The sequence below is a fragment of the Pseudomonas sp. UBA4617 genome (assembly GCF_002386445.1).
Taxonomy (GTDB): domain Bacteria; phylum Pseudomonadota; class Gammaproteobacteria; order Pseudomonadales; family Pseudomonadaceae; genus Aquipseudomonas.
Map to the genome: position 1 here is coordinate 82,527 of NZ_DGIR01000016.1, position 14,298 is coordinate 96,824.

Consider the following 14,298-nt stretch of genomic DNA (forward strand, 5'->3'; position numbering starts at 1 on the left):
ACGCCCGAGCAAGAAAAGTCCATGAATAGTGTGGCCGATCAATCGTTGTCGTTATTCGCCAATGCCCTGTCCTGTAAAGCGAGTCTAACCAGCTTTAGCGGGTCTGGCAGGGCATTTAGCCAGTATTTGAAGGTGGTGTGCGCCAATCGTTCCATCTGATTGCATGGACCGGTATCCTCGGGGAACTTCTGCTGCCACCCGGAGCACAGATTAAAGACAATTCAATTGGTACAGGATCGGAACCATGCACCTTCTGGTAGTCGAAGACGACGACATCGTCCGCATGCTGATGGTCGAAGTGCTCGACGAGTCAGGCTACACGGTCATTGAGGCGGAAAACGCCAGCGCGGCGCTGCGCATTCTCGAAAACCTGGGCCAAGACCTGGCGCTGATGATGACCGACGTGGGGCTGCCGGACATGCGCGGCGAGGCGCTGGCAGCCAAGGCGCGCGAACTGCGGCCGAAGCTGCCGGTGCTGTTCGCCAGCGGCTACGCCGAAAGCGTCGATGTACCAGAAGGCATGTACCTGATCAGCAAGCCGTTCACCATCGACCAATTGCGCGATAAGGTGATAGACATCGTGGGCCCGGCTTGAGGTGAGCGCAGTCGGCTTGGCGGGCCTGCCCGCTCCCAGACCGGCCCGCGTGGCCTGCAGCTGCCGGGCTGACCGCGCCTCACGGCTCCCTGCGCAACAGATAGGTATCCATGATCCAGCCCTTGCGCCCGCGCTGCCGTTCGCGCACCTCGAGGATCTGCGCCTTAACCGCCTGTAATGGGCCGGCAATCAGCACCTCATCTTCGGTCCCCAGATACGCGCCCCAGTAGATCACCAATGCCGGGTCATCGAGCTGGGCAAATGCGCACTGGCCATCGAGCATCACCACCACGTTGTCGATACGCCCCAGCGTCGCCAGGCATCGCCCTGGCAGCACCGTCAGCGGTTCACCAATGCGGTTGAGCGGCACCTGGTGACGCGCGGCCAGGGCCTGCACGCTGCTGATGCCGGGAATGACCCGCAGGCGCAGTGCCACGCCGCGCTCACGGACTTGGTCGAGAATGCGCAAGGTACTGTCATACAAGGCTGGCTCGCCCCACAGCAGGAAGGCGCCCACCTCCCCGGCGGCGATCTCCTGGTCAATCAGTTGCGCGTACAGGGCGGCGCGCTCGCGGTGCCAATGCTGTACCGCACCCAGGTAGCCATCGGCGTGTGCCTCGCGCACAGGGTCGGCCACCTGCACCAGGCGGTAGCCACCCTCGGGCCGGTAACGTTGCAAAATGGCCTTGCGCAGTTGCACCAGCTCATCCTTGTCGCGGCCCTTGTCGAGCACGAAGAACACGCTGGCCTGGGCCAGCGCCTCGACCGCCTCGTAGGTGATCTGGCGCGGGTCACCGGGGCCGATGCCAATCAACAACAGGTCTTTCATTGCCCTGCCCTTCGCGTGAACCAGCAGCCATTGTCAGGCGGCTGCCGGTATTTGGCAAAGCCAGCGATCAGAACAGCGAGAAGTTGTAGCTGACGATGACCCGGGTCTCGTCCATGTCACGCGCCCAACGTTCATAGTTGCTGCGGTAGGTGGAATTGCGCAGCCGCACGCTGACGTCCTTGAACGTGCCACTTTGCACCTGGTACTTGAGTTCGGTGTCGCGTTCCCATTCCTTGCCTTCGGCCGCACTGCCCGGCACCTTGATACTGTCACCGTTGATGTAGCGGGTGAAGAAGGTCAGGCCGGGTACCCCCATGGCCTTGAAGTCATAGTCATAACGCACTTGCCAGGAGCGTTCCTGGGCGGCGGCGAAATCGTTGACCTGGGCATAGTTGACCAAGTATGGGTTGCTGCCATCCAGGTACGGCATGGCACTGTCGCCGTACATACGCTGCCAGCCGGCGCTGAGCTTGTGGCCACCCAGGCTGTAGCCGAGCATGCCGCTGAATGCACGGTGGTCGATTTCACCAGCGCGGGCATTGCCGATGTCATCACTCTTGATCAAGCGCAGGTCGGCCGACAGGCTGCCCACCGCCAGTGGCTGGCTGGCCACCAGGCCGAGGAAGTGCTGGCGGTAGATGTTCTCCAGCTTGGCCACCTGGTACTGGGCGCTGAGACGCTCGTTGAAACGGTAATCAACACCGGCCAGGTCAAAATGGTCGGCCTCGATATCACAGGCATATCGCTTGTTCTTGCAATGCACGCGGATATCCTGACGGTCGGTGGAATCCCGTGCGGTGTATTTGTCCAGGCGGGCCAAGGTCAACTTCAGGTCGCGCACTTCTTCGGAAGTCAGCATGGCACCCTGGAACAGGGTCGGCAGCAGGCGCCCATCGTTGTACTTGAGCAGCGGCACGTCCGGCATCATCGAACCGTACTTGAGCACGGTATTGGAAAGCTTGGCTTTGGCGGCCAGGCCCATCTTCGCGTACTGGTCGGCCGAGTGCCGCGGATCGTGACCAGAAGACGGCAACAGGCCGCTGTTACTGTCCGCCGGGCTGGAGTCCAGTTTGAAGCCGAACATGCCCAGTGCATCCACGCCAAACCCTACCGGGCCCTGGGTAAAACCGGACTGCACATTGAGGATGAAGCCTTGTGCCCATTCTTCGCGCTTGGACGCTCCCTGGCTGGAACTGCTGTGACCATCACGAAAGTCCCGGTTGAAATAGACATTGCGTGCTTCAACCTTGGCGCTGCTGTCTTCAAGAAAACCGGCGGCCTGGGCATTGGCACCGGCACACAACAGGAACAGGCCGGCAACACGACGCCCGGGGGCGAGAGGGAAAGGGGCAAACATGCGGGGAAACATCCAGAATCAAGGCGAGTAAATAACCTGTGGCGCAAGCTGGCCACGGTATTGCGGGGGCGGCCGAAGAATAGACGGCCATCATCTGAAATGATCGCAAAACCGCTCTAGGGCGAGCCATTGGACCATGGTCTAAGCACGCAGCAGGGCAACCATGAAAAAAAATGCAAATAACGTACGTGACAGTCGCAAAGTTCCCGGCTTACTTCAAAAAAGTTTGCAGTTTACCCAGTACCGCTGAATGACTACACTCGATATCAGCGAACAACATAACCCACCCGCGTGGCCGGCGTTTTTTTTAGTTCCTCAATGTTCGTCACGCCCTGCCACACCCGACGTACAGGAGTGATTACAGTGTCCAGACTTGCAGAGTTTCGTGCTGCCGAAAAAGCGCTCCAGGAACAGATGGCGCAACTGGAAGCGTTGAAAAAGGATGCCGGCCTCAAACGCGAAATCGAATTCGAGCAGAAACTAGTCGGCCTGATGAAAAGCTACGACAAGAGCCTGCGCGATATCATCGCCATTCTCGACCCGAAGAGCGCGACCCGGGCGCCCAGTACAGCACCCAAGCAACAGCGCCGCCCCCGCGTGGTGAAGGTTTACACCAACCCACATACCGGCGAGCGGATCGAGACCAAAGGCGGCAATCACCGCGGCCTCAAGGCCTGGAAAGAACAGTATGGAGCCGCCACGGTAGAAAGCTGGGTACGCTGATGAAACATCCACGCGCACTTCACACTTTTTTCACAACGGCTGGCTCAGTATCGAAACAGCTAAAGGACTAGCGACCCCATCACGCGCCCGCACATGCGGGCCTCTAATTCCAGCGCCCTGCCTCATTCAGGGCGCTTTCATTTGCGCAATCGGCGCACTGCCGTATCATGGCCAGCCTGTCTGTTTTGCCGGCGCCCTGCGCCCGGCCTTGCCTCAGGAGTTCCCATGAGCCTGCACGATCTGCAAACCCTGCCCGGCGTCACCGCCCAACCGGACGCTGCCACTGCACAGTTCGTCTTCAACCACACCATGCTGCGGGTCAAGGACATCGAAAAGTCCCTGGACTTCTACACCCGTGTACTGGGCTTCCGCCTGGTGGACAAGCGTGACTTCCCCGAAGCGGCCTTCAGCCTCTACTTCCTGGCCCTGGTCGACCCGGCACAGATCCCGGCCGACGACGCCGAACGCCACCAGTGGATGAAGTCGATCCCCGGCGTGCTGGAACTGACCCACAACCACGGTACCGAGAACGATGCCGGGTTCGCCTACCACAACGGCAATACCGACCCGCGCGGTTTTGGCCATATCTGCGTTTCGGTACCGGATGTGCGCGCCGCCTGCGCACGCTTCGAGGAACTGGGTGTAACGTTCCAGAAGCGTCTGCAGGATGGACGCATGAACCACCTGGCCTTCATCAAGGACCCGGACGGTTACTGGGTCGAGGTCATCCAGCCGAGCGAACTCAAGGGCTGAGCGTTCCTTGCGGTGCGCTCGTCGGGCCGGGAACTCCCGGCCCCTTGCTGTGGTATATGAAGGTAACTGCTTCACATGCCACAGCGAGGTAAGGACGATGCAATCTCTTCACTGTGAATACCGCCAGCACACCATCACCGCCAGCGTGATGCCCCACCCCGACTCACCCCTGCCCTATGCCGCCGGATGCCTGATTACCGACCCCGACGGGCATACCAGCAAGCGCATGGGGATGCCGATGAAGTTCTTCTCCGACCTGGAGAATGCACAACATGTGTCGCTGGCCCATGGCCGGGCGTTGGTCGACGAGCAACTGGATAAAGGGCACAAGGTGTTCTGATCCTGACTGTTCTGTTCCGGCCCTTTTGCGGGTGGCCCAGCGAAAGAGCCGGAACAGGCATGATCAGATATCCCGGGCGTAAGCCACCGCCGCCTCCACCTGCGCCGGCGTCGGTCGCACACCGGTATACAGCACGAACTGCTCCAGCGCCTGCAACGCAATCACCTCCAGCCCGGTGATCACCGGTTTAGCCAACGCCTGCGCCCGCCGAATCAAGGGTGTATGCGCCGGCATCGCCACCACGTCGAACACCCGCTCTGCCGCAGCGATGGCGTTTTCGGAAAACGCCAGTTGCTGGGCTTCCGCACCGCCTGCCATGCCGATCGGCGTCACGTTGATCAGCATCGGAGGGCACAGGTCCTCCAGCTCAGCCACCCAGCGATAGCCACAGACATCCGCCAATTGCCGCCCGGCCTGCTCGTTGCGCGCAACAATGATGCCCTCGCCGAACCCGGCATCGCGCAAGGCACTGGCGACGGCCTTGGCCATGCCACCGCTGCCGCGCAGGGCAAATGCCGTGCGCGGGTCTACCTGGTGCTGCGCCAGCAACTGGCGTACCGCCAGGTAGTCGGTGTTGTAGGCCTTCAGATGGCCGTTGGTATTGACCAGGGTATTGACTGACTCGATGGCCGCCGCAGAGGGGTCGACCTCGTCGACCAACGCCAAGCAGGCCTCCTTGTACGGCATCGATACGCCGCAGCCGCGGATGCCCAGGGCGCGGATACCCGCCACTGCTGCCGGCAGGTCATCGGTGCGCATGGCCTTGTAGTAGAAGTCCAGGCCCAGCTGCTGGTACAGATGATTATGGAACCGCACCCCGAAGGTGCCGGGGCGGCCAGCCAGGGAAATGCACAACACAGTGTCTCTGCTGGGACTTGTCGACATGACCTGCTCCTTTTTCATAACTGAAACGTTTGTGCAGCGTAACAGAGGCAACCACTGGTCGTCCCTTACGCAACCTTTACCGTTTCCCTGTGCTCGGCTGACCGAAAGTGGAGTCATAGTTAACAGGACCCCACGCTTGGGGTGTCCTTGCGAGGTTGCTTTATGAACCGCCACATTCCTTCAGTCGCCCTGCTGGTCAGTGCCCTGGCCATCAGCGGGCCCGCTGCCGCCCATGGTGGCCATCGCGGCGGTGGTTGGTATGGTCCGGCCCCACTGTTAGGTGCCGCCGTGGTCGGGGCTGTGGTCGGGGCGACGGTGTATGGCGAGCGCGAGCGTACCGTGTATGTCGAGCGCCAGCCGGTCTACTACGCACCGCCTCCGGTGTACGTACAACCACCGCCACCACCGGTGTACTACCAGCCTTACTATGCGCCACCGCCGGGCTACCGCGGCTACTATGGCCCGCCACCGGTGTATTACGGCCCGCCGCGCTGGTGAAGGTTGATAGAACTAATGACCACTATCGAGGAAGTTGATTTCAAACCGCCTCGGCTGCTGCGTATGGTGAAGCCATGTTTACAGGAGGTCCCCATGGCCACTATTCAGATCATGTCCGTTATCGGCAGCGCCGTCCCCGCTTCGTTGCGTGAACAAGGCCTGCTGGCCTGTTGGTACCTGGTGCGCAACGGCGAAGCCGTTAGCGGCCCGATGCCAAGCCTGGCCGCGGCCCAGGCGCTGATCGAACAGCTGCAACCAGGCACCCTGGTCGCCTGACCCGCATTTGTTGTGCGTTGCTCCCTACGCCCTTCTGGCCCGCCTATTGGTGGGCCTTTTTTTGCCTGGGCATATTTAGCAATGAGCTAAACACTGGCATGCTTCGCGTCATGGACATCTACGAAATCCGCAAGCACAACCTGGTCAAGCTGATCGGTAACCAGAGAAAGGGCTCCTGTGCAGAACGCTGGGGCATGGCCCCTGCACACCTCAGCCAGATCCTCTCGAACAAGACAGCAAAGAACCTGGGTGATGACGTGGCGCGCAGAATCGAGAGTATAGAGGGCTTGCCCAGGGGTTGGTTCGACACCACGGCAGCCGGTGAGCAGGCCCTGCCTGACATTGGCGACAGCAAGCTGTCCGCAGCTGACCTGGTCAAGCAGATGCTGGCCAGAAGCGGCAAAGGCATTCCCGAGGAAACCCGGCAACGGCTGCTGGCTGCTGCCGAGGAGCCGGTAAAGGCCACGCTGGTCAAGGCCGACCTGGCTCAGCCTGGCCTGGTGGGTGACGAGGTATGGATCGCCCACTATGACGTGCGGGCGGCCATGGGCGGCGGGCAGATTCCCCACGATTACCCGGAAATGCTCAGGGACGTCCGTGTCAGCCCAAGCCACCTGCGCGAGCTGGGTGTGGAGTTCAGCGACCATAACCACCTGAAATTGGTGACCGGCTGGGGCCAGTCGATGGAGCCGACCATCAGGCATCGCGACCCACTGATTGTCGACGTCAGCATCCGTGAGTTCGTCGGCGATGGCATCTACCTGTTTTGCTGGGGTGACCACCTCTATATCAAGCGGCTGCAGATCGCCGATGAAGAGCACTTCGAAATGATTTCCGACAATTCGCGACACAAGGACCGCATGGTCCGTCGAGAAGAAACCTATATCCAGGCCAGGGTGTTGCTGGTATGGAATGCGCACCTGGTATGACGCCAAGCCCGCCCTCCTGGCGGGCTTCTTTATGTAACTCAGAACGGTGCAGCCTCGCCGACCTGCTGCTCAACGGCAAGATCGTCGTGCGCAGCCACGCTGCTGCGCGTCCAACGCAGCGTGACACTGCCGTCGTTATTGAAGGCCAGGTCCAACTCTGGCGTTTCGGCCAGCAGGCTTAGCACTTCCTTCCACTCAGCCTCACCATCCGTATCCAGGCGATGGACCACAACCCAACGCTGGGTCTGTGCCAGCGGGTGGTTGATCATCGCTGAAACCCGCAGGATCAGCCGCTCCAAACCGGTCATTTGCTGGCGCTGCTGCAGCGTCGGCTTCATGTGCCTGTGCATCTGCCACCTCCAACACTGTTTTTTTGTACAGTATCCAGACCAAGCATAGCCCTTTCTCAAAATCAGCGTAAAGCCCCGTTCGGGAAACAGCCCAGGTCGGGAGCGAATTTATCGCCGAGCGAAATTAATTTAGCTCATAGCGATTGACAAGAATTTAGCTCGTGGCTAAGTTTTTCATCAGCAGCGGCGCCATTGTCGCTGCCAGCCCAAAGGGCACAACCCGTTATCCATCAAGGAGTACTTCCATGAGCGTAGACATCAGCAACCTCATCATTTCCGTTCCGGTGGCCGAATCCGCGACCAGCCTGGTCGCCGACGAACTCACCGGCAGCGAAGCGATCGCCCAGTATCCGCAGTATGTGTCAGTGCTCGCCGACGGTTCGGTGCAGCTTTCTGCCCCGACCAAAGGCGTGTCGAGCAAAAGTACCCGACGGACACGCTGCGAGTGGTCCGAGCCGACCTACTGGACGCTGGGCAGTGCCCTCGACCACTGGAACCGTCAGGAAATGACCCTCACCAAGGTAAACTGGGCACAGAAGGTGGTCGTGGCGCAGATGCACGTATACGGCGACGACAGCCCGCCAGTGAAGGTGTTCTGGAAAAAAGGCGATATCACCCTGGGGTTCCGGCAGACCTACAACCAGACGGACCCAGTCAACTCGACGGTGCTCAGGGGGGTGCCACTGGGAGCAAAGTTCTTCGTGAGCATCCACGCCAGCGCCAAGGGTGTCGTCAACGTGACGGCCAGCTGCAACGGGGTGACCGGCAGCTCCGGCGACCTGCCATTCGACAGCAGTTGGGCGGCGCACCGGTTCGAGTTCCATGGCGGGGTCTACAACCAGGTCGATTACACCGATACGACCCCGGCCGATGATGGTTCGATCTGCATCATCAGCGATCTGTCACTGGCCCATGTCTGAGCTTGGCTAGGCGAAAAAGACGTCCCGATGCCCTGTGTTCCGACGCAGGTTGCACGGGACGTTTTGCGATGAAGGCGCCGCTGCCTGGCAAGCGCATTTGACCGCAAACAACCGGCTGACTACGCCGCGGGCACAAGCGCGACCAGCTGTATCGGCAATGTACCGCTTTCGTCTCTCATTTCTCAGCGCCTGTACCCTGCCCTTTACCGTCGATATGCTGGCCGCCCCTGCCCAGCGACGCGCTGGCCTGGGCAACTGGTGCCACCTGGCGGCGAGGTTGACGACTGGCCTGTCAGGAACAAGCCCGGATGGCACCTGGAGCCGGCGCGGCCGTACGTCGACCGGGCCAAGGCCGTAGCGCAGTACTGCAACCCGTATTGATCCGCCGGCGCGGACCTGTCGGTACCGACCGGTATCGGCGGGGCTCCAGGCCTTGATTTCAACAAGACGCCACAGCCCGGCGGACACGGCCTGAGGTGGTTGGCTCAGCAAGGCAAGTGAGCCATGACGTAGCACACTGTCCTTTCCAGGGTTTGCGCCATATCGGGATGCGTTAACTGATACTTGCGCTCGAGTTGCTCGCTCTCGCTCATGTCGAAGCGCTGCGGCTGGATGAAGTTCAACGACTCGGCGCGGATCTCCAGGCGTGCGGCCAGCCCGGGGATCCTCGCTAGCCAGCGAAGCACTCCGATCGCGACATGGCGCCGGGGTGCCTTGACCCCCAGTGTTTTCGCCAGCGCCTCGAGCAGCCCCTGCAGGTTGGGGGTGTGCTCATTGAGCGCCAGCACCTGCCGGTTGGCCAGCAAAGGGTCGAACGCCACGCAGGTTATCAGCGTCACCAGGTAATCGACGCTGACCATTGGCAACCAGTGCCGGGCGGAACCGGGAACCGCCTTGAAACGGCCGCGCGCCAGATTGCGAATGAGTTCGACCAGCGGCTGCCCTGCCAGGATGTGCCCACTCTCGCTGTGGCCAACCACCGTAGCCGGATGAACGATGGTGTAATCCGCATGTGCTTCCTGCAGGTAACGGATGACTGCGAAATGCGACTCCAGCTTGCTGCCCTCGTAGCCACCCACGCGGCTATAGACGGCGGGCCAGTCAGTGTTTTCCGGGCATTCGTGATCAACCCCGATACGCCCAAGAAAGGCAAGGTTCTGCACCATGTAGCCGCCCACCATCAGCAACCGAACATGCAGGCTCGCCGCCAGCCTGGCGACCCTCAGCGCGCCCTGCACATTGATCGCGCGGGCATGTTCCATCGTCAGTCCCCAGGAAAACGCTGCCGCCAGGTGGAAGACCACCGAGACGCGGGATATGCACTGCCGGTCTGCCTCGCAGAGGCCAAGCCCGTCCCTGCCGATATCACCCGCAACGGCATGGATGTTCGCCGGGTTACCGCCCAGTCGGCCGACATGCTCTCTGAGACACGCGATGTTTTCAGGGTTGCGCATGAGCACCCAGGTCTTGTGCCCAGTCGCGGAAAGACGGGCCAGCAAGTGTTGCCCGACAAAACCGCTGCCACCTGTAATGAAGCATTCCACAGCCATGACCGAATCCTTGTTTGTATGATCGGCGCAGGCTAAGGTATAGAGCCGGGTCTACAGTCAAGGAGTTTACGCTGTGAATGTTGCGCAACTGGAGCGTCGCAGTGGCATCGGCCGCCACGCCTTGCGCTATTACGAAAAGCTCGGGCTTATCGGCGCCCATCGACGGGCCAACAACTATCGCGATTACAGCGAACAGACCGTGGCCGACCTGCAATTCATTCAGATTGCCCAGAGCATGGGGTTTTCGCTTGCGGCGATCGGCGACATTCTGGCTGCCAAGCGCGGCAACACGATCAATTGCGCCCAGGGCGCGGCCTTGATCGCGGAAAAGATGGCCGAAATCCAGGCGAAGATCATCACCCTGCAGGACGCCTATGCGTCACTGGATGCGGAGCGGGCGAAGCTTGAAGCCAGTGCTATCGCCAAGGGGCTGATGGTGCCGCATCTTCCTGTACAGAAGGCTGTCTCCAGGCAATAAAAAACCCAGCGCAATGGCTGGGTTCAGGGGTTAGCGCCTGCTTACTGGGAAACGCTTCGGCTGTGATGCCAGTACAGATAGGCCAAGCCGACTGGAGCGATGAAAATCGCCATTGACCAGCAAAGCGCCATGGTGAAGACCTTGACCGCCAACATGAACAGTGCGTTCACGAAAAAGACGTTATTACCCATGATGAAGCCCACTACGCTTTCGTAGACGAACCGAGAGTACGGGTATAACAAGGTCGAGACGACTGCCATCAGCAGCAGGCCGGGTTTGCCGCTCAGGCCGGTGGGGCTATTGGCAGCCAAGCCCAGAATCAAGGCCGCGAAAAGCGCGCCGAAGAAAAGCTGGCGGATGTAATAGCTCGGTGTCAAACCGCCAAATGTCATTGCAATGATGCGCCGCATAAGATCCCTCTCAGGCTGGTAACAAAGGCGCAGACTCTACCAGTTACAGAATTCGCGGGCAAAGCGGCAAATGGCAACCTGGAGCTGGTTAGCCAGGTCGACTGATGTCGCCCCCGAGCGTGCAGAAACTGACCCAGGCCCTATCCTGCAGCGGCAACGTTGGGTACAGGATCAAATTTCCTTCACCTTGCGCCCTTTAGTCATAAGGCATTCGACAGCAATTCAGCCATACTCCAGAGATGCTTTCCGCGTTTTTAAGAGTTTCTGAAAGTGAGGAAAGCCCGTATTTACGGGCCTTCCAGCACATCTCATCACCCTTTGATACTTACCAAAAAATAGCCATTGGTAGAAAAATTGGCACGAAGTACCTGAATCCGCCCAGCGGTTTCAGACAGCCAAACACCCCTCCTCCGGGGCTCTGCCGATCTTCACTCCGCCCCTTCACAGATTGACCCATCCAGTGCCCACAGCCTGGCCGCCTTTGCCAAATCCAACATGTCCACCAGGTCGCCATCATCAACCTCTCGCAGCCGGCGCGCGGCATAGGCCATCTCATCGAGCACTGCTGCGCGCCCATCGGTATCAGCCACCAGCGCACACTGGTCGTTCAGCTCGGCTAGCCAGATTGAAGTAGCCAGGACAACACCGGATGCAAGCCGGGCACTGGCAGCGCTGGGGAACACACCAGACGCGTACGGGCAAACCTGGCACCTGCCCTGTGACGATGAGCGGCTGACCTACAAAGAATTTGTCACGCTGGCTTCCCAGCTTGCTGGCAAGGACGCTACTTATAAAGTTTTAGGTAAATTCACCCTGACAGCTGTAGGCCTGATAACCAAGCAGGTTCGTGAGCTGCGAGAGTTGCTGCCACGCTACGAGCATGACAACCTGTTCGACTCCTCGAAGTACAAGCAGCGTTTTCCCGATTTCAAAGTCACGACATACCGCCAGGGGCTCACTCAAATCTTCGATGGGTGTGGTAGCAACTGAGACGGTCCCTCGTCCGCCTTGGCTGCCGCATTCTGAGCTAGCTGATTTGCAAGGGACCCGATTCCGGCAGCTGGTTTACCAAAATCGAGCCAACCAATTTGGCCGGTGTGTAAGTGCCAGCTACAGACCCAGACTTCATCAGATAATCCACGACCGCCAATGAACCCGTGACAGTCAGACTGTAGCCGTTGGCAGTACGGATTCTCGCGGTTTTCTTTTCTCCGCGCGCGTTGACAACCTCACCCCAGACGAACGTAGGCTGATGGGCACGTTTTTTTTCGCTAGGCCCCCTCACCGTTTTGGCGATACGTGTCTTGATCAACCTTTGCACCCAGGCGATTCCTAGTAGCGGTCGTATATAGTTAGCACGCTTGGCGTTAGTGATTATGCTTGGTGAGCCCGGGATGAACACTTCAATATTGGGAATTCCGGTGGTGTGGTAAGCAGTGGACACATCGCCCCAAGGAATGGTCATGGCATCCTTCTCGCCGTCGCCGAAGTCTATCCTGCGCACCTTGTACGCCAACGGCACACTTACGATCCTGCCATCGTGGCGCACCTTGCCGCCTTGCGCCAAGCCTTCGACCGAGGTCTTCGCAGTACCTGGAGAGAATCCTGATCGGGAATCAAAGCCCAGTGCCAGGTGCGTCGCGTCAGGTAGCGTAGTTTTCAATGCAGCGGCGACGCAGTCAGTCGGAATGACGTCGAAGCCTACGCCAGGGCAAAGCACGACACCGGCTTGCTCTGCTCGATTTGCCAACGATTGCGCCAATTCGAATACGGCAATCTCGCCGGTTATGTCGAGATAGTGGGCACCCGATCGCAAGCAAGCTTCCATCATCGGCGCTGCGGTGGCCGAGAAGGGACCGGCACAGTTGAGCACCAACGATAGGCCTTCGATCTGCTCAGCCAGCACCGTGGCATCGGCAAGTCCGAATACACGAAACTCCAACCCCAGTTCGTGAGCAAGCGCCTCCACGCATCCCCGATTCCGACCGGCCACTATCGGCTTGAACCCTCGCCTCACGGCCTCACGAGCGATCAGCTCCCCCGTATAACCGTTAGCGCCGTAGATCATCCAGCGCAACTCAGCCGGCGTATTGTTTTTTGAACCCATGCCATCATTCCCAGTGCCGATGTCAGTGATCCCAGAAGCGTAACGTTAAAGCAAACTTTAATGTCAAACGAAATTGTTTTAGGGAAGCCGGGCAGAGGCGCATCCGGACCTGAACCACTCATCTGCATCAAAGGGATGGCTTTCTGGACTCGCCTATCCTCGTCCTGACCTTTATAGCTTGACCTTAAAGCCGGCTTTAACCTTACAGTGCTTCAGGGATGAGTATGCTGATCGCTCACGGAAGAGAAGCAACTCTCCCGCTATAAGCGGTGATGGCTGCTCACTGTCTACCGAACTCCATCACATGCAGGAGACGCAAACATGGGATACGTCACGACAAAGGACGGAGTTGAAATCTTCTATAAGGACTAGGGCCCAAAGGATGCACAAGTCATCCATTTCCACCATGGGTGGCCGCTCAGTGCTGATGACTGGGACGCCCAGATGCTGTTTTTCCTTGCCCATGGCTTCCGGGTCGTTGCCCACGACCGACGAGGCCATGGGCGTTCCAGCCAGGTTTGGGATGGTCACGACATGGACCATTACGCCGACGACGTAGCGGCGGTAGTCAACCACCGCGGAACCCAGGGAGCCCTTCATGTCGGTCATTCCACTGGCGGCGGTGAAGTGGTGCACTACATTGCCCGCCATGGCGAAGACCGTGTTTCTAAGGCGGTCATTATCAGTGCCGTCCCCCCACTGATGGTGAAAACAGACAGCAATCCAGGCGGTTTGCCCAAGCAAGTTTTCGATGACCTCCAAGCTCAGCTCAAAGCCAATCGCGCCCAGTTTTACTATGACGTCCCAGCAGGCCCGTTCTATGGTTACAACCGACCAGGCGCCAAACCCTCGGAGAGGATCATCTGGAACTGGTGGCGCCAGGGCATGATGGGATGTGCCCAAGCTCATTACGACGGCATCGTCGCATTCTCGCAAACGGACTTCACTGAAGATCTGAAAAAAATCACTATTCCCGTATTGGTCATGCATGGTGACGATGATCAGATTGTTCCGTACGAGGATTCAGGGATACTTTCTGCAAAGCTGCTTCAAAACAGTACGCTGAAAATCTACCCAGGCTACCCCCACGGAATGCCAACCACTGAAGCCGATACGATCAACGCTGACCTGCTTGCCTTTATTCGAGGCTGATAAGGCCTAGGAGCCAGGTCTTTATCCTGGCTCCTTGTTGGCCGTGGACTGATCGGCATTTCCATGCTGCGCCATTTATATGCAGAGGTTCGGAATCAGACTGTGCCCCTCCCGACCATGCATCTCCCAAGGGCGATTTATACTTC

General features: G+C 59.3%; 17 protein-coding genes and 2 pseudogenes. 11 read left to right on the forward strand and 8 right to left on the reverse strand.

The annotated features are described in order from the left end of the window. The first annotated feature begins 244 nt into the window (after positions 1 to 244). The gene (locus tag B4L76_RS06080) at positions 245 to 595 is read left to right on the forward strand and encodes a response regulator (protein WP_296231200.1); all 351 of its coding nucleotides are present in this window, start codon (positions 245 to 247) and stop codon (positions 593 to 595) included. A gap of 79 nt (positions 596 to 674) precedes the next feature. On the opposite strand, the gene cobF is transcribed toward B4L76_RS06080, so the two are convergent. Together cobF and B4L76_RS06090 are read right to left on the reverse strand one after the other, a co-directional pair. After that, the gene (gene cobF, locus B4L76_RS06085) at positions 675 to 1,424 is read right to left on the reverse strand and encodes a precorrin-6A synthase (deacetylating) (RefSeq protein ID WP_296231201.1); all 750 of its coding nucleotides are present in this window, start codon (positions 1,422 to 1,424) and stop codon (positions 675 to 677) included. Positions 1,425 to 1,491: 67 nt separating this feature from the next. Continuing rightward, a complete protein-coding gene (locus B4L76_RS06090) occupies positions 1,492 to 2,781 on the reverse strand; it encodes an OprD family porin (RefSeq protein ID WP_296231203.1) in 1,290 nt (429 codons plus the stop codon). Between the two features lie 363 nt (positions 2,782 to 3,144). Here B4L76_RS06090 and B4L76_RS06095 point away from each other — a divergent pair, with 363 nt between their 5' ends. From B4L76_RS06095 to B4L76_RS06105, 3 genes are all read left to right on the forward strand, one after another. Continuing rightward, positions 3,145 to 3,504, forward strand: coding sequence for a histone-like nucleoid-structuring protein, MvaT/MvaU family (locus B4L76_RS06095; protein WP_296231204.1), 360 nt, complete (start codon positions 3,145 to 3,147; stop codon positions 3,502 to 3,504). Positions 3,505 to 3,729: 225 nt separating this feature from the next. Further along, on the forward strand, positions 3,730 to 4,257 hold the full coding sequence (gene gloA / locus B4L76_RS06100) for a lactoylglutathione lyase (RefSeq protein ID WP_296231205.1): 528 nt from the start codon (positions 3,730 to 3,732) through the stop codon (positions 4,255 to 4,257). Positions 4,258 to 4,354: 97 nt separating this feature from the next. Continuing rightward, the gene (locus B4L76_RS06105) at positions 4,355 to 4,597 is read left to right on the forward strand and encodes a hypothetical protein (protein ID WP_296231206.1); all 243 of its coding nucleotides are present in this window, start codon (positions 4,355 to 4,357) and stop codon (positions 4,595 to 4,597) included. A 63-nt stretch (positions 4,598 to 4,660) separates the two neighbouring features. Here the strand turns inward: B4L76_RS06105 and B4L76_RS06110 are convergent, their stop codons facing one another. Further along, positions 4,661 to 5,482, reverse strand: a complete 822-nt coding sequence (locus B4L76_RS06110; RefSeq protein WP_296231207.1) for a shikimate 5-dehydrogenase — start codon at positions 5,480 to 5,482, stop codon at positions 4,661 to 4,663. Between the two features lie 162 nt (positions 5,483 to 5,644). Here B4L76_RS06110 and B4L76_RS06115 point away from each other — a divergent pair, with 162 nt between their 5' ends. The 3 genes from B4L76_RS06115 (at position 5,645) to B4L76_RS06125 (ending at position 7,185) form a co-directional block, all read left to right on the forward strand. Beyond that, a complete protein-coding gene (locus B4L76_RS06115; RefSeq protein WP_296231208.1) occupies positions 5,645 to 5,980 on the forward strand; it encodes a hypothetical protein in 336 nt (111 codons plus the stop codon). Positions 5,981 to 6,073: 93 nt separating this feature from the next. Beyond that, a complete protein-coding gene (locus B4L76_RS06120; RefSeq protein WP_296231209.1) occupies positions 6,074 to 6,256 on the forward strand; it encodes a hypothetical protein in 183 nt (60 codons plus the stop codon). A 110-nt stretch (positions 6,257 to 6,366) separates the two neighbouring features. Continuing rightward, positions 6,367 to 7,185, forward strand: coding sequence for a S24 family peptidase (locus B4L76_RS06125; RefSeq protein ID WP_296231234.1), 819 nt, complete (start codon positions 6,367 to 6,369; stop codon positions 7,183 to 7,185). Between the two features lie 38 nt (positions 7,186 to 7,223). Here B4L76_RS06125 and B4L76_RS06130 read toward each other — a convergent pair whose 3' ends face one another. After that, positions 7,224 to 7,535 (reverse strand): DUF1654 domain-containing protein, encoded by a 312-nt coding sequence (locus B4L76_RS06130; protein ID WP_296231211.1) that lies wholly within the window; start codon positions 7,533 to 7,535, stop codon positions 7,224 to 7,226. A gap of 245 nt (positions 7,536 to 7,780) precedes the next feature. On the opposite strand from B4L76_RS06130, the gene B4L76_RS06135 reads away from it, so the two are divergent. Together B4L76_RS06135 and B4L76_RS06140 are read left to right on the forward strand one after the other, a co-directional pair. Then, positions 7,781 to 8,455 carry a polysaccharide lyase family 7 protein gene (locus B4L76_RS06135; RefSeq protein WP_296231212.1) on the forward strand — a complete coding sequence of 225 codons (675 nt, stop codon included), beginning with the start codon at positions 7,781 to 7,783 and terminating at the stop codon, positions 8,453 to 8,455. Between the two features lie 259 nt (positions 8,456 to 8,714). Continuing rightward, positions 8,715 to 8,836, forward strand: a pseudogene (locus B4L76_RS06140) (DUF2599 domain-containing protein); the annotation flags it as partial. 104 nt (positions 8,837 to 8,940) lie between these two features. On the opposite strand, the gene B4L76_RS06145 reads toward B4L76_RS06140, so the two are convergent. Further along, entirely contained in the window at positions 8,941 to 10,005 is a 1,065-nt protein-coding gene (locus B4L76_RS06145) for an SDR family oxidoreductase (RefSeq protein ID WP_296231213.1), read from the reverse strand. Between the two features lie 73 nt (positions 10,006 to 10,078). On the opposite strand from B4L76_RS06145, the gene B4L76_RS06150 reads away from it, so the two are divergent. Continuing rightward, on the forward strand, positions 10,079 to 10,483 hold the full coding sequence (locus B4L76_RS06150; RefSeq protein ID WP_296231215.1) for a MerR family transcriptional regulator: 405 nt from the start codon (positions 10,079 to 10,081) through the stop codon (positions 10,481 to 10,483). A 41-nt stretch (positions 10,484 to 10,524) separates the two neighbouring features. Here B4L76_RS06150 and B4L76_RS06155 read toward each other — a convergent pair whose 3' ends face one another. The 3 genes from B4L76_RS06155 to B4L76_RS06165 all read right to left on the reverse strand — a co-directional run bounded on the left by B4L76_RS06155 (position 10,525) and on the right by B4L76_RS06165 (position 13,000). Beyond that, on the reverse strand, positions 10,525 to 10,893 hold the full coding sequence (locus B4L76_RS06155) for a hypothetical protein (protein WP_296231217.1): 369 nt from the start codon (positions 10,891 to 10,893) through the stop codon (positions 10,525 to 10,527). Positions 10,894 to 11,321: 428 nt separating this feature from the next. Further along, positions 11,322 to 11,531: a hypothetical protein gene (locus tag B4L76_RS06160; protein ID WP_296231236.1), complete on the reverse strand. Its 210-nt coding sequence runs from the start codon at positions 11,529 to 11,531 to the stop codon at positions 11,322 to 11,324. Positions 11,532 to 11,920: 389 nt separating this feature from the next. Further along, positions 11,921 to 13,000: a saccharopine dehydrogenase family protein gene (locus B4L76_RS06165; RefSeq protein ID WP_296231218.1), complete on the reverse strand. Its 1,080-nt coding sequence runs from the start codon at positions 12,998 to 13,000 to the stop codon at positions 11,921 to 11,923. 321 nt (positions 13,001 to 13,321) lie between these two features. Between B4L76_RS06165 and B4L76_RS06170 the strand changes: the two are divergent. Then, positions 13,322 to 14,152 (forward strand): annotated as a pseudogene (locus B4L76_RS06170) (alpha/beta fold hydrolase). Positions 14,153 to 14,298: the final 146 nt, after the last annotated feature.

Bases quoted from the DNA above. Each gene is read 5' to 3' on its own strand.
- B4L76_RS06080 (WP_296231200.1), top strand. From the start codon at position 245: ATGCACCTTCTGGTAGTCGAAGACGACGACATCGTCCGCATGCTGATG.
- cobF (WP_296231201.1), bottom strand. From the start codon at position 1,424: ATGAAAGACCTGTTGTTGATTGGCATCGGCCCCGGTGACCCGCGCCAG.
- B4L76_RS06090 (WP_296231203.1), bottom strand. From the start codon at position 2,781: ATGTTTGCCCCTTTCCCTCTCGCCCCCGGGCGTCGTGTTGCCGGCCTG.
- gloA (WP_296231205.1), top strand. From the start codon at position 3,730: ATGAGCCTGCACGATCTGCAAACCCTGCCCGGCGTCACCGCCCAACCG.
- B4L76_RS06105 (WP_296231206.1), top strand. From the start codon at position 4,355: ATGCAATCTCTTCACTGTGAATACCGCCAGCACACCATCACCGCCAGC.
- B4L76_RS06110 (WP_296231207.1), bottom strand. From the start codon at position 5,482: ATGTCGACAAGTCCCAGCAGAGACACTGTGTTGTGCATTTCCCTGGCT.
- B4L76_RS06115 (WP_296231208.1), top strand. From the start codon at position 5,645: ATGAACCGCCACATTCCTTCAGTCGCCCTGCTGGTCAGTGCCCTGGCC.
- B4L76_RS06120 (WP_296231209.1), top strand. From the start codon at position 6,074: ATGGCCACTATTCAGATCATGTCCGTTATCGGCAGCGCCGTCCCCGCT.
- B4L76_RS06125 (WP_296231234.1), top strand. From the start codon at position 6,367: ATGGACATCTACGAAATCCGCAAGCACAACCTGGTCAAGCTGATCGGT.
- B4L76_RS06130 (WP_296231211.1), bottom strand. From the start codon at position 7,535: ATGCACAGGCACATGAAGCCGACGCTGCAGCAGCGCCAGCAAATGACC.
- B4L76_RS06135 (WP_296231212.1), top strand. From the start codon at position 7,781: ATGAGCGTAGACATCAGCAACCTCATCATTTCCGTTCCGGTGGCCGAA.
- B4L76_RS06145 (WP_296231213.1), bottom strand. From the start codon at position 10,005: ATGGCTGTGGAATGCTTCATTACAGGTGGCAGCGGTTTTGTCGGGCAA.
- B4L76_RS06155 (WP_296231217.1), bottom strand. From the start codon at position 10,893: ATGCGGCGCATCATTGCAATGACATTTGGCGGTTTGACACCGAGCTAT.
- B4L76_RS06165 (WP_296231218.1), bottom strand. From the start codon at position 13,000: ATGGGTTCAAAAAACAATACGCCGGCTGAGTTGCGCTGGATGATCTAC.